General features: G+C 68.1%; 16 protein-coding genes and 1 tRNA gene. 11 read left to right on the forward strand and 6 right to left on the reverse strand.

What is annotated here, in order from left to right; genetic code table 11:
• Positions 1 to 3 precede the first annotated feature (3 nt).
• The 3 genes from ABD743_RS31790 (at position 4) to ABD743_RS31800 (ending at position 1202) form a co-directional block, all read left to right on the forward strand.
• Positions 4 to 306, forward strand: coding sequence for a putative quinol monooxygenase (locus ABD743_RS31790; protein WP_344726349.1), 303 nt, complete (start codon positions 4 to 6; stop codon positions 304 to 306).
• 123 nt (positions 307 to 429) lie between these two features.
• Entirely contained in the window at positions 430 to 882 is a 453-nt protein-coding gene (locus tag ABD743_RS31795) for a hypothetical protein (protein ID WP_344726351.1), read from the forward strand.
• A complete protein-coding gene (locus ABD743_RS31800) occupies positions 879 to 1202 on the forward strand; it encodes a winged helix-turn-helix domain-containing protein (protein ID WP_344726352.1) in 324 nt (107 codons plus the stop codon). Before ABD743_RS31795 ends, ABD743_RS31800 begins: the two co-directional genes overlap by 4 nt.
• 25 nt (positions 1203 to 1227) lie before the next feature.
• Here ABD743_RS31800 and pyrE read toward each other — a convergent pair whose 3' ends face one another.
• The gene (gene pyrE / locus ABD743_RS31805; protein ID WP_344726354.1) at positions 1228 to 1773 is read right to left on the reverse strand and encodes an orotate phosphoribosyltransferase; all 546 of its coding nucleotides are present in this window, start codon (positions 1771 to 1773) and stop codon (positions 1228 to 1230) included.
• Between the two features lie 107 nt (positions 1774 to 1880).
• On the opposite strand from pyrE, the gene ABD743_RS31810 reads away from it, so the two are divergent.
• Positions 1881 to 2729: an aminoglycoside phosphotransferase family protein gene (locus ABD743_RS31810; protein WP_344726356.1), complete on the forward strand. Its 849-nt coding sequence runs from the start codon at positions 1881 to 1883 to the stop codon at positions 2727 to 2729.
• Between the two features lie 317 nt (positions 2730 to 3046).
• Positions 3047 to 4219 (forward strand): Cmx/CmrA family chloramphenicol efflux MFS transporter, encoded by a 1173-nt coding sequence (locus tag ABD743_RS31815; RefSeq protein ID WP_344726358.1) that lies wholly within the window; start codon positions 3047 to 3049, stop codon positions 4217 to 4219.
• Positions 4220 to 4233: 14 nt separating this feature from the next.
• Here ABD743_RS31815 and ABD743_RS31820 read toward each other — a convergent pair whose 3' ends face one another.
• Both ABD743_RS31820 and ABD743_RS31825 read right to left on the reverse strand, forming a co-directional pair.
• Entirely contained in the window at positions 4234 to 4992 is a 759-nt protein-coding gene (locus ABD743_RS31820; RefSeq protein ID WP_344726360.1) for an SDR family oxidoreductase, read from the reverse strand.
• A gap of 44 nt (positions 4993 to 5036) precedes the next feature.
• Entirely contained in the window at positions 5037 to 5702 is a 666-nt protein-coding gene (locus ABD743_RS31825; protein ID WP_344726362.1) for a VOC family protein, read from the reverse strand.
• 398 nt (positions 5703 to 6100) lie between these two features.
• Between ABD743_RS31825 and ABD743_RS31830 the strand changes: the two genes are divergently transcribed.
• Positions 6101 to 6232, forward strand: coding sequence for a hypothetical protein (locus ABD743_RS31830; RefSeq protein ID WP_344726364.1), 132 nt, complete (start codon positions 6101 to 6103; stop codon positions 6230 to 6232).
• Here ABD743_RS31830 and ABD743_RS31835 read toward each other — a convergent pair.
• The gene (locus ABD743_RS31835) at positions 6225 to 6983 is read right to left on the reverse strand and encodes a hypothetical protein (protein WP_344726366.1); all 759 of its coding nucleotides are present in this window, start codon (positions 6981 to 6983) and stop codon (positions 6225 to 6227) included. The two genes, ABD743_RS31830 and ABD743_RS31835, sit on opposite strands and share 8 nt — an antisense overlap.
• 197 nt (positions 6984 to 7180) lie before the next feature.
• On the opposite strand from ABD743_RS31835, the gene ABD743_RS31840 reads away from it, so the two are divergent.
• A complete protein-coding gene (locus ABD743_RS31840) occupies positions 7181 to 7801 on the forward strand; it encodes an RBBP9/YdeN family alpha/beta hydrolase (protein WP_344726368.1) in 621 nt (206 codons plus the stop codon).
• Positions 7802 to 7826: 25 nt separating this feature from the next.
• On the opposite strand, the gene ABD743_RS31845 is transcribed toward ABD743_RS31840, so the two are convergent.
• The gene (locus ABD743_RS31845) at positions 7827 to 8720 is read right to left on the reverse strand and encodes an oxidoreductase (RefSeq protein WP_344726370.1); all 894 of its coding nucleotides are present in this window, start codon (positions 8718 to 8720) and stop codon (positions 7827 to 7829) included.
• 180 nt (positions 8721 to 8900) lie between these two features.
• Here ABD743_RS31845 and ABD743_RS31850 point away from each other — a divergent pair, with 180 nt between their 5' ends.
• Entirely contained in the window at positions 8901 to 9743 is an 843-nt protein-coding gene (locus ABD743_RS31850) for a helix-turn-helix transcriptional regulator (protein WP_344726372.1), read from the forward strand.
• Positions 9744 to 9869: 126 nt separating this feature from the next.
• Here the strand turns inward: ABD743_RS31850 and ABD743_RS31855 are convergent.
• Positions 9870 to 9957, reverse strand: a tRNA-Ser gene (locus ABD743_RS31855).
• Positions 9958 to 10123: 166 nt separating this feature from the next.
• Between ABD743_RS31855 and ABD743_RS31860 the strand changes: the two genes are divergently transcribed.
• The 3 genes from ABD743_RS31860 (at position 10124) to ABD743_RS31870 (ending at position 12362) form a co-directional block, all read left to right on the forward strand.
• Positions 10124 to 10873, forward strand: a complete 750-nt coding sequence (locus ABD743_RS31860) for an IclR family transcriptional regulator (protein WP_241040399.1) — start codon at positions 10124 to 10126, stop codon at positions 10871 to 10873.
• 77 nt (positions 10874 to 10950) lie between these two features.
• Positions 10951 to 11352, forward strand: coding sequence for a metal-sulfur cluster assembly factor (locus ABD743_RS31865; RefSeq protein ID WP_344726374.1), 402 nt, complete (start codon positions 10951 to 10953; stop codon positions 11350 to 11352).
• On the forward strand, positions 11352 to 12362 hold the full coding sequence (locus ABD743_RS31870; RefSeq protein ID WP_344726376.1) for an amidohydrolase family protein: 1011 nt from the start codon (positions 11352 to 11354) through the stop codon (positions 12360 to 12362). The genes ABD743_RS31865 and ABD743_RS31870 overlap by 1 nt, the downstream gene beginning before the upstream one ends.
• The last annotated feature ends 33 nt before the right edge of the window (positions 12363 to 12395 follow it).

Here is a 12395-nt window from a genome sequence, read left to right on the forward strand (position 1 = left end):
GTCATGCCCGCATACGGTTTCTTCGTCGAGTTCGAAGCACAGGTGGGGAAAGAGGACGAGGTCGCCAAGTTCCTCATCGACGCCAAGACGTTGGTGGACGCCGAGCCGGGAACGCTCGCCTGGTTCGCCTTCCGCACCGGACCCACGTCCTTCCGGATCTTCGACGCGTTCGAGACCGAGGACGACCGCGAGGCCCACTTGCAGGGCAAGGTCCGCGACGCGATCGTGGCCCGCGCATCAGAGCTGTTCAGCGTGCCGCCGACCATCAGCCCGGTGGACGTGCTCGCCGCGAAGCTTCCCCACTAGCCGAACCAGGCCGCAATGCAGAGGCGCCGGTCGCCGGCGTCTCGCCTGCTCAGTTTGACTTGCCCGGCAGGAAAGTCACGTGTTAACTTTCCTTCTAGGCAAGTCAAACTGTGGAGGTACAGCATGAACGACACCGAGGACGCCCAGGCCCGCCTCACGGAGATCGCCAAGCGCCGCAACCAGGTCATCGACGGCGCATCCCGCGGTCGGCACCGAGGCTGGGACGCCGCCGGCATGGCCGTGTTGATCGCCGGGTTCGCTGCATTGGATCTACCCGTGGCCCCGGCCCTGCAGTTGAGCCTCTTGGGCGTAGCCCTGGTTGCCGCCCTGACCTGCTTCACCCAAGCCGGCAAGCGCAGCAAGGCGCTCATGCACCAATCTCAACTGACCGGTCGATTCTGGGCCGTGCTCGGCGGCTTCGCGATCGGCGCCGGCACCTTCACCCTCGGCGGAATGTGGCTGGTCGAGCAGATCGACATCCCGATTCGCTACACCCTTCTCGGCGTGCTGGTCGTCGCCCTCATCGCGGTCACCCAACCGCTGTACCGGGTGTTGCTGCACCGGACGACTGCATGACCACACCACCCGGCTTCGACGAACTGATCCATCCGCCGACCCGGCTGAGTCTGATGGCGCTTCTCGCGGCAACGGAGTGGGCCGAGTTCAGCTTCCTCAAAGAGAGTCTCCATCTCACCGACTCCGCACTCTCCAAACAGGTCTCGACCCTCGCCGAGGCCGGGTACGCCGATGTCCGCAAAGAAGGGGCCGGACGCCGGCGCCGCACCCTGGTCACCCTGACCCCGCAAGGCCGCACGGCCTTCGACAGCCACGTCGAGGCTCTGCGGCAACTGGTCAGCCGCGCATCGTCGGCTTCTGGACGCCCCGGCGACGAGTGAGGCGAGAAGAAAAACGCCGGTCTGATCAGTGGGGCAGGGTTCGGAGTGCGGCAGCGACCTTCAGCTCGGCAGCTGTGAACAAGGCGTGCAATTTCAGGCCGTGCTCAGCCAGCCTCTCGACTCCGCCTTCTTCCCGGTCCACGACACAGAGAACGTCGGTCACGACAGCCCCCAGCTTGCGGAGCTCGAGTGTCGACAGCGCCACTTGGCCGCCTGAGGTGATGACGTCCTCGACAACCAGCACGTTGCGACCCGCGATGTCCACACCCTCGGCGAGTTTGCTGGTGCCATAGGTCTTCGCCTGCTTTCGCACGAAGACCACCGGGAAGCCGGACCGCAGAGACAGCGCCGTCGCGATGGGGACCCCGCCGAGCTCCAAGCCTGCAAGGACGTCAACTCCTGGTGGCATCTCGCCGGCGGCGCGCTCGGCGATGGCGCCCAGCAGCGCCGGGTCGGACTCGAAGCGGTACTTGTCGAAGTACTCCGATGTCGTCCTGCCGGAGCGCAGCACGAATCTCCCCGTGAGATGCGAGACGTCATACAGCGCGGCCGCCAATTCGTACTTCTCCACGCGGCCATCGTCCCTTTGCGTACTTCGGGGCCGGGCACGGACCCAGGAGTGCTTCCGCGTGCGCCGGCAGCCACTGCGTGGGCAGATCACTGATCTACTCTCGGTTGGTGATCCCGCGTCCGCCGACAGATCGCGAGGTCGGCATAGTCGGGACGCTGTTGCCGAGCACCAGCCTCGATCGCGCCACCGTCATACCCAGCGGCTCCCACGACGTCGTTCTCATCCCTGACGTCGCAGCCGTTCGGATCGCCCGCTCGGCACCGGCAGTCGAGTCACTTCCGCGCCGAACGGCCCTGCTCGAGGCACTGGCCAAAGCTGCGCTCCCGTTCGCCACACCGATCCCACTGAGCCCGGTCGTGTCCACGTCCGGTTGGACTGCCGTGGCGGTGTCGTGGATCCCCGGCCGCTATGCACCACGCGGAAACGGTGAACCCGCGAGCCTTCGCAACGTTCTCGAGGCGCTCGCCGCGGTCGACCTCGCGCCGCTGATCGATCTCCTCGACGTTCCCCACGCCTACGCCGGCAGGGAACGATGGGAAGAGCTGATCCTCACCGAGGCCGTTCCACGACTCCCACCCCGCCTACGTGACTCCGCCGTCCGGCGCATAGCCGCGGTGCTGGCACTCGACCCTGTCCCGCCCCGACTCGTCCACGGCGATCTCACCGGCGAGAACATGCATTGGTCCCCTGCCGGCGACATCATCGGTGTACTCGACTGGGACCTCGCCCACCCCTTCGATCCCGCCATCGACGTCGCTTGCCTGGCCCATTGGCACGGCTGGCCCACGATCGCGAAGACGGTCGACGCGGCAACCTACGTCCGAGCCAGAACGTGGTACGGCACGTTCGCAATGGAGCAGATCGTCAAGTACCTCCTCGACGACGCCGACGCTGCAGCAATCGACGAATGCGTCGGACGCGTCGTCCGTTGGATGGACTCCGACGGACTCGGCTGAGGATGCCTGTTCGCCGCGGCACCGCGACGAAAGCCGTGGACATGCGCTGGTAGCGCGGTGATAGCGTCGAGATCGTGAACAGCCCAGAGGCGAACAGACCGTAGCCACCGGTCTTCCGGTGGCTACGCCGCAAACCTGCGCTCGCAGTCCGGATCCCAGGGCCGCGAGTTCTGGCCCTCGATGAGCTTGTTCGGTACAGGTGGCGTTTCTCCGGAGGCCGTGTTCTCACACGGTTCCCGACCGTCTGCGTGGCGCCGCGTCGTGATGTTTCCGGCGCGCCCGGCGACGGTCTCCCCTCGTGGTTGCGGAGTTCTGTCATGCCTGTCGCGTTGTACATGCTCGCTGTAGCGGTGTTCGCGCAAGCGACATCGGAGTTCATGCTCGCCGGCCTGGTGCCCGAGATCGCCGCTGAACTGGGGATCTCTACAGCGGCTGCCGGCTCCCTGACCTCGGCTTTCGCCATCGGGATGATCGTCGGAGCCCCTGTGATGGCGGTGCTGTGCCGCCGGTTCCCGCCTCGCGCCGCGCTCCTGGTCTTTCTCACTGTGTTCGTCGCGGTGCACATCGTGGGAGCACTGACCCCGTCGTTCACCGTGCTGTTCGTGACGCGGGTGATCTCAGCTCTCGCCAACGCCGGCTTCCTGGCCGTGGCGCTCGCTGTGGCTGTTCGCATGGTGCCTGGTGAGCGGACCGGGCGTGCGACGGCGCTCCTGCTGGCCGGCACAACGCTGGCATGCGTGGTCGGTGTGCCTGCTGGGGCGTTGCTGGGCCAAGCATGGGGCTGGCGTTCGGCGTTCTGGGCCGTGGCGCTGATCTCGCTGCCCGCGATCATCGGCGTCGTACTCGGCGTGCCCGAGACTGCAGGTCGACACCGGGTCGGTGGACTGGTTCGCGAGCTCGGCGCCCTTCGGCGGCCGAATCTGGCGCTCACGCTGCTGGTCGGGGCACTGGTCAACGGAGCCACGTTCTGCACATTCACCTATCTGGCTCCGGTGCTGACCGACCGGTCCGGTCTCGACCCGAGTTCGGTGCCGATCGGGCTGGTGCTGTTCGGAATCGGGTCGTTCATCGGCGCCACGGCGGCCGGTCGCCTCGCCGATCAGCACCCAGGAGTCGTCATCCTGGGTGGCGGAATCATGCTGGTTCTCGGCTGGACCGTCTTCGCTCTCACCGCTGTCCACCCCATCGCCGCATTGATCGCGATCGGGGTGCAGGGCGCGCTGTCCTTCGCCGTCGGTTCCACCGTGATCGCCCGAGCGTTCGTGCTGGCCACCGATGCTCCGACGCTCGGCGGGAACTACGCGACGGCGTCGTTCAACGTGGGGGCTGCACTCGGACCCGCGCTCGGCGGACTTGCATTGGACGCCACGCAGTCGGCGCAGGCGCCGATCTGGATCAGCGCAGCCCTCGGCGCGGCCGGACTGCTGGCCGCTGCCTGCGTCGCCTCGTCGAACAGGCGGGACAGCGCAGTTGGTTCGCACTCATCGTGAGCGAAGGCTGCGTTTCATGAGACGAACTGCTGCCCACCGTCGATGTCGTACGTCGCACCGGTGAGCGCCGTGTTGCTCATGATGTGGACGGCGAGCGCGGCGACGTCGGCGGGGCCGACGACGCGGCCGATCGGGAGCGTCTCCCGTAGCTCATTGCGACGCTCCTCGAGTCGGTCGTCGAGCAGCGATGCCGACAACGGGGTGTCGACGAAGCCGGCGGCGATGAGGTTGACGCGAACCGGCGCGAGCTCCAGCGCGAGGGCCGCCGTGAACGGGGGCAGCGCGGCGGTGGCGGCGGAGGCGATCCCGAGGCCGTGACCGATGCGCCGGCCGCCGGTTCCGCCCATGAGCAGCAGCGTGCCCCCGGGCCTCATCTTCCCGGCCGCGTTGCGCGCGACCGCGAGCGCCAGCACCGCGTGGTCGCTGATCGCCTCACGCACCTGGGCGGAGTCCATCTCGAGCAGGGGCCCGTATCGGGGGCCGCCTGCCGTGACCATCACATGATCGATCGGCGCCGGGAGGTCCTGGAAGAACCTCTCCAGCGAAGCGGCGTCGTTGGCGTCGAAGGCCGCTGTGCTTCGGGCGCCGATTTCCAGCGCCGCTTGTTCGAGGCGGTCGGGATTGCGGCCGGTGAGGATGACATCAGCACCCTCGACCCGGGCGCGTCGGGCTGTCTCCAGCCCGATTCCTGCGCTGCCGCCGATCACGACGACGGTCTGTCCGAGCAGTTCCGGTGCGCGCTGAGCGGGAACAGGAGTGGTTGCGCTCGTCATTGTTCCTCCTCACTCCGGCCGGCCGCCGTGAACGTCGTGGCCGCTCACGTCGGCAGTTCCGTCCCGGCCCGCTCCGCCACCATGTACTCGGCGTACCAGTCGGGCCAGTTCGCGTCGGCCTGCCCTGTGCGCTTCTCGTGTTCGCCGTGGGCGGCCTCAGCACGCCGAAGCGCGCTCGCGAGATCCGCCGCGGATGCGAATGCCGTCTCGGCGGCGTCGACCCGGCCGGGCAGCCGCGTCGTGATCTCCTGTACCAGCCAGCCGTTGCCGTCCGGGTCGCTGAACGTGGCGAACGAGCCGTAGCTGGCGCGATCGGGAGCGGGCTCGCTGACGCGACCGCTGCCGTCGGGCTGGAACTGAGCGCCCGGAGTCCCGGCGTGGAACACCTCGCTGACCTCGACACCGCGAGCCGCGAGCCCGTCGCGCGCAGCCTCGATGTCGGAGACGACCAGGTAGAGGCCATGCGCCGAGCCGGGCGCGGACGGGGTGATGTTGGTCCCGAACTGAATCGAGCACCCCGAGCCGGGCGGCGTGAACTGGACGACCCGGAAGCCGTTGTCGAAGGCGAAGTCGGCGTCGAGCCGCCACCCGAGGCTTCCGTAGAACTCCTTCGCACGGTCGACATCCGCGACGGGGATGACCACCGCCTCGAGCTTCAGGTCGACATCCTTGACGTTCGCGTCGTTGCTCCCGACATTCGCCGTGCTCATCGCGGCCTCCTTCGGTCGTGTCAGGGCCGCCGAACTTTCACCGTTCAGGCGCACCACGAAGGCACCCTGGCGGCCCCCTGGTCTGCGCCTTCAGCAGGTCCCGATCGCAGATGTACGTTTCTGCCGGTACCGGCCGATAAGGGTCGTCGGCGACGTCACCGATGTCGTCGTCCTTGATCGTCCCCGGACGGTGCGCGAATCGGTGCCGGCTCGACTCGCGCTTGCCGTCTTCGTTCTCAGCCTGGACCGGCCGAGGTGGCCATGGCAAGCACCCAGCTCTGCCCTGCACCCATACGCACGCAACCTGCGAGCCGTACTCCCTGGTGGAGTGACGCCTCGGTGCGCGGCGCCGTTGTTGATCTTCAGATGCTGACACGCCTGCCGTTAGCATCCGGTTCGTGGCTGTCGACCCGGAGTACGACACGCTCATGGACCGCGTGGCTGGGGCTTGCGCGAGTGATGATCCAGCGACGATCAGCCGGGTGTACCGCTCTGAAGATCTCGCCGTTCCTCAACAGATGATCACCTGATCGACACCTGCCAGACGCGTCCCTTCGACCAGAGCCGCTCCACCTCGGCGGTGAAATGGCGGTGCCAGTACCCGTCCGACGCGTCGACCCGGAAGATCGGTGACCGCTCGGCGGCGATCGACGCGATCGGCTGCTGCACGAAGAGGACGCCGTCGGCACGTCCCAGGCCGAAGCAGTTCACGCCGACGGTCGGAGGGAAGGGCAGCAGGCGCACCTGCAGAGCGTCCTGGTGAGAAGGGACCAACTCCTCGAGCTCATCAAGCGCGCTCCTGATGCGGTCGCGGTTCCGCTCGGGTGACCGGCTGCTTGCGCCGGTAACCGTCGCCGTCTGCAGCGCGGCTTCGTTCTCGAAGTCGAGCAGCAGGAATCTGAGCCGCGCACCTCGGTCGAGCATGCTCTGGAAGTCCTGTCGGCCGGTACCGATCGTTCTGCTGCCGGAGATCCCGACGAATACGTAGCTGCTCTTCTCGCTCGCCCGTCGCTCGTACAGGCCTGCGGGGAAGTCAGTGAGAAAGACCGATCCGAGGTTTCCGCCGTGCGGTGAGCGCAGCGCAACGCGACGCGTCCGGGCCTGGGAGAAAGCCAGCAACGTCAAACCGGCCAAGGTGACCGACGACAGATCCTGCACGTCGGCGAGCCCGGACACCCCGAGGATCGTGAAGAGGATGCCGGCAATGATCAGCGCGTAGAGGTCGAGGTCGGCGAGCAGCGCGCGCCAGAACCTGCCCAGCGCCACAGCGACGGCTGACACAAGCGGCGACCTTAACGAAGATCGTTCGCCCGGTGGCTCTGTGGTTGCTCTCGTGCCGAAGAGCCGGCCGCGTAGACACGGCCGGCTGATCACACCGCGACGCGGCGGTCCACTGTTTCTCGGCGCGGCCGCCCTTGAGGTGGCCGGTGCGGCGTGGGGGACGATCGAGGACCGAGGGAACGGGAATTAGGAGATAGATGACCGAGATGTTCAGCTCGCCTCCGCTGGCGCGGCGCTTCCTCATGGTGCACGGCGTGCAGCACCGTCGCCCGCGGGAGCACTGGCTGTGGTGGTTGACCGAGGCCCTGCGCCGGCGGGGCGAGCAGGTGCTCTATCCGCAGTTTCCCGCGCCCGAGCAGCCGTCGAAGAGCGAATGGATCGATCTCCTGCACGCCGAACTGGCCCAACTCGGCGACCAAGAACGCGTCGTGGTGTGTCACTCCCTCGGCTGCGCCCTCTGGCTGCACGCCGCCCAGACCCTGCCTGCCGACCTGCGCGTCACGCGGGTGCTGCTGGTGTCCCCGCTCGGTGAGCAAGCGTTCACCGCGGCCAACGGCAACGAAGAGTTCAAGCTCGAGCGCGTCGACCGTGAGCTCCTCACCGCCGCGTCGGCCGAGCCGCCGCACGTGGTCGTCTCGGAGACCGATCCGTACGCGCCGGCCGACCCGCGCGCGTGGAGCGCCGCGCTCGGCCTGGACTGCGACCTCCTCCCCGCCGCCGGCCACATCACCCCCACAGACGGATACGGCCCGTGGCCGGCCGCACTCGACTGGTGCCTGCACGAAAAGACCCCTGTGTCAGCCACCACCGGACCGTGAGATCACCGCAGGCTGATGCTTGACGTCAGCCCTGATCGGTCCGGGGTCGGCCGGCGCTCTGCTGACCCTTCTCGCCGGTCTGCGGGAAGTCGGTGGAAAGGGTGAGGTCTTTCCAGGTGTCGAGGTCGTGGTCGACGGCTTCACGTCCGGCGCGGACCAGGCGAAGGGCGTCGGAGCCGAGGACCAGGTGGGCGGGCGGGTCGGGTGCATCGAGGACGCGCAACAGGGCGGTGGCGGCTCGGGCCGGGTCGCCGAGCTGTCGTCCGCTGGCTTTCCGGCGGGCGTTGCGAATGGGTTCGAAGAGTTCGTCGTAGTCGGCCAGGGTGCGCGGCGCGCGGGTCATCGAGCGTCCGGCCCAGTCCGTGCGGAACGATCCGGGTTCGATGGCGGTGACGTGGATGCCGAAGGCGGCAACTTCTTTGCCGATGGCTTCGAGGATTCCTTCGAGTGCGTATTTGCTACCGCAGTAGGCGGAGACGCCGGGGAAGGTGGCCAGGCCTCCCATGGAAGTGACGGCCAGGATGTGTCCGCGACGGCGCTCGCGCATGAAGGGCAGCACGGCCTGAATGGTGGCTGCGGCGCCGAAGACGTTGACGTCGAACTGGGCGCGCAGGGCGGACAGCGGGGTTTCCTCGAAGGTGCCTTCCACGCCGTAGCCGGCGTTGGCGACGAGTACGTCGATGGGGCCGATGGACTTCTCCACCTCGCCGATCACGGCGGAAACGGCTTCGTCGTCGGTGACGTCGAGGTGGCGGGCGTGGGCCCGTTCCGGGTGGAGGGCGGTGAAGGCGTGCGTGTCGGCGTCCTTGCGGACGGTTCCGACGACGGTGTGGCCGGCGTCGAGTGCGGCGGTGGCGAAGGCGCGGCCGAGGCCGCTGCTGACGCCGGTGATCAGAAAGATCTTGGCCGTGGGTGTCATGCCCGTTCTTCCTTGTAGAGGACAAGGTGCTCGTGAAGAGCACGCCGTCGCGGACCGGATGTGTTAGTTCGCGGGGTCTTCGGCAAGCCTGTGCGGCGGCGGAAGCGGGAGCCAGGACGGGTTGTGCCTGGGGGTGGCGTGCCCAGGCACAACCCCGGGAATGCGGCTTAGCTTGGAGGGGTGACCGGCAACGATCTGGGAGATTTCCTTCGCGCACACCGTGCCCGCCTGCGGCCCGACGACGTGGGGCTTGCCTCCTACGGCCGGCGGCGGGTGGCGGGGCTGCGGCGGGAGGAGGTCGCCGTCCTGGCGGGCATGAACACCGACTACTACGCCCGCTTGGAACAGGGCCGCGAGCGCAGCCCCTCGCCACAGATCCTCGAAGCGATCAGCGGCGCTCTGCGCATGGATGATGCGGCGCGTGAGCACTTGTACCGGCTGGCCGGCACGGTGCAGGACGGCGACCGGAACACGCCCAGGGAAACGGTCAGCGAATCGCTGGGACAGCTTCTTGACGGATACACGAGCGCTCCAGCGTTCGTGCTGAACCCGGCGAAGGACTTCTTGGCGGTCAACGCCCTGGCCGACGCGCTGTTCTCCCCGTTCCAGGCGGTGGACAACCTCGCCCGCATGACGTTCCTCGATCCGGCGGCGCGGGAGTTCTTCACACCGTGGGACAGGTCGGCCGAAGCCGTCGTGGCCGGGTTGCGCCATGCCACGGGCCTCGACCCGCACTACCCGCGCCTGCGCGATCTGGTGCGCTCCTTGACCGAAGCGAGCGAGGACTTCGCCGCGCTCTGGTCTTCACACACCGTCTACGGAAAGACCCAGGACGCCAACGAACTCGACCATCCCGACGTCGGGACCCTCTCGCTCACCTACCAGTCCTTCGACGTCCGCGGAGCCCCGGGACAGTTGCTGGTGATCTACCACGCCGTACCGGAAAGCGCGTCTGCCCAGGCGCTCTCCCTGCTCGGTAGCCTGCACGCCACCCGCCGCCGGCAGTCCTCGGCGGAGCGGTAGTTCCTCCGCCCCAGCCCGGGCGACCGGGCGCCCGCACTCGTACCGGGCCGGCGCTTGTTCACGGGCTGGAAGCAGAAACGCCGGTCGGGTCCGTGTGGACCTTCCCGGCGTTTCGCCTGTTCAGGCTGGCGGTAGCGGTGGGATTTGAACCCACGGAGGCTTGCACCTCACACGCTTTCGAGGCGTGCTCCTTCGGCCGCTCGGACACGCTACCGCCGATGAGCTTACAAGGTGCCGTCGGCGCGCTTCGCACGGTCCTCGCAGAGCCCGGAGGACCCTGCGACGATCAGGTCCGGCGTGCAAAGCGCGGGCGGGCCGTTCCCATCACGGCGACGTTCTGCCAGGCTCCGGAGCGGGACACCCCGCGAAGGAGCGGTGACGTGGGCGAGCAGAGCGGTCCGACCCTCATCCAGTCGGTGCAGCGTGCCCTGCGGTTGCTGGAGGTCGTCGCCGAGCGGGACGGTCGCGCGCCCGCCAAGGAGCTCGCACGGGCCACCGGGTTGCCGCTCCCGACCACCTACCACCTGTTGCGCACCCTGACCCATGAGGGCTACCTGCAGCGACTCGACGACGGGTCGTACGTGCTCGGGCACCGGATCGACGTCGTCCGCAGCCACGGGACGGCGGCCCGTGGGGTCGCGCGCGCCCGTCCGGCTCTGGAGTGGTTGCGCGACGAGTTGTGCAGCGCGGTCTACCTCGCCCGCCACGTCGACGGCGAGATCGTCGTCGTCGAGATCATCGACAGCCCGCGGGCGCCGCGCATCGACCTCTGGGTCGGGATCCACCATGCCGCCCACGCCACGGCGCTGGGCAAGTCGATCCTCGGTCAGCTCACCGCTGCGGACCGGGAGGACTACCTGGCCCGGCACCCGTTGCACGATCTCACCCCGCGCACCGTCGTCGACCGTCGACGGCTCCGCGACCGGCTACCCGCTCCGGACGCCCTCGCCGTCGACGACGAGGAGTACGCCGTGGGCGTCTGCTGCCTCGCCGCGCCGGTGACCACGGTGGACGGTGTCGGCGCACTCGGCGTGGTCACGTCGCCCGGGGCGCTTCGGCGACCGGACGTGCCCCGTCAGACGCTCCGTGCGTGCGCGGCGCGGGTCTCGCGGGCGCTCACCATCGAGTGAGGCTGCCCTGACCGGTCGGCGCACCATCTGAAATCACCGCCCTTCCGGACATGAGAGCGGCGTCACACGATCACTGCATGGATCCGCACGCCGCACATCCGGCCGTTCCCGACTGGGCTACCGCCGCCCTGTCGGACGTCTACGACCCGTGCTGCCGGGAGAAGGGCATATCGGTCGTCGACATGGGCCTGCTCCGGTCGGTGGCCCTGCGCGACGGCCACGCCCGGGTCGAACTGTTGCTGACATCGGGGTGGTGCCCGTTCGCCGCTCGCGTGCTCACCGAGGTGGAGGAGGCGATCACGGCGCAGCCCGGCGTGGAGAGCGCCGAGGTCGAGATCGTCTGGGACGAGGCCTGGACCAGCGACCGGCTGTCCGAGTCGGCCGTGCGCAAGCTCCGCTTCCTGCCCACCCCCACCGCCGTGCCCGACCGTGACGCCTACGTCGCGGCGCACCGTCCCCAGGTCGAGGAGGCCATCTGATGATCGGCGACGCATTCGTGTTCGACGGGGTCGCACACCCGTTCAACTTCTCGCCCAAGAACGCCTTCGGCAAACCGGGCGAGATGTTCTCCAACCACCTCTACGCCTTCCACGCGACGCTCACTCCGGATACGGAACCGAAGCTCTCGGCGGACGAGTTCCTGAAGGACTGGACGCCGTCGGACATCCGGCAGATGATCTACGACCAGTCCGACACGGACATGCTCGTGGCCATGCCGTTGCCGCTCACCGACCTCTACCGCGACGGTCTCTCACCGTGGGAGGAATGCGCGGAGCTGGCCGCCCGTGACCCCGACCGCACGATCTTGTGGGGCTCGGTGAATCCGCTCGAGGGTCGCAAGGCGCTCGACCTCATGGAACGCCAGGTCAAGGAGTTCGGCGCCAAGGCGTTCAAGTTCTACAACGTCCGCTACGACTACGGCTCGCCATTCCCCTGGCGGATGGACGACCCGAAGATCGCGTTCCCGATCTTCGAGAAGGCGCAGGAGCTCGGCGTCAACCTGATCGGTGTGCACAAGGGTGTGCCGCTGGGACCACAGCCGATCGAACACACCCAGACCTGGGACATGGACGGCGCCGCAGCCAACTTCCCGGACATCGACTTCGTGATCTATCACGTCGGGCTGCCGTTCATCGACGAGACCTGCTGGCAGCTGATCCGGTACCCGAATCTGCACGCCTCGCTCGCGGCGACCATCAACTTCCTCGTCCGGGCGCCGCGGATGTTCGCCGAGATCCTCGGAAAGCTGCTGTTCTGGTGCGGTGAGGACAAGATCGTCTACGGGTCGGAAGCACCGATCTTCCACCCGCAGTGGGCGATCAAGGCATTCATGGACTTCCAGATCCCGCAGGACCTCTGCGACGGCTACGGCTACCCGCAGCTCACCGACCAGGCAAAACGCAAGATCCTCGGGGAGAACCTGCTGCGACTGCACGGCCTCGACGTCGAGGCGACGAAGCAGCGGTTCGGGAGGCCTCAGACCCACTGACCGCCCTCGGCGGTCCCGGGCCCAGGTGCGCAG

Origin of the sequence: Pseudonocardia yunnanensis (genome assembly GCF_039534065.1) — a bacterium.
Taxonomy (GTDB): domain Bacteria; phylum Actinomycetota; class Actinomycetes; order Mycobacteriales; family Pseudonocardiaceae; genus Pseudonocardia; species Pseudonocardia yunnanensis.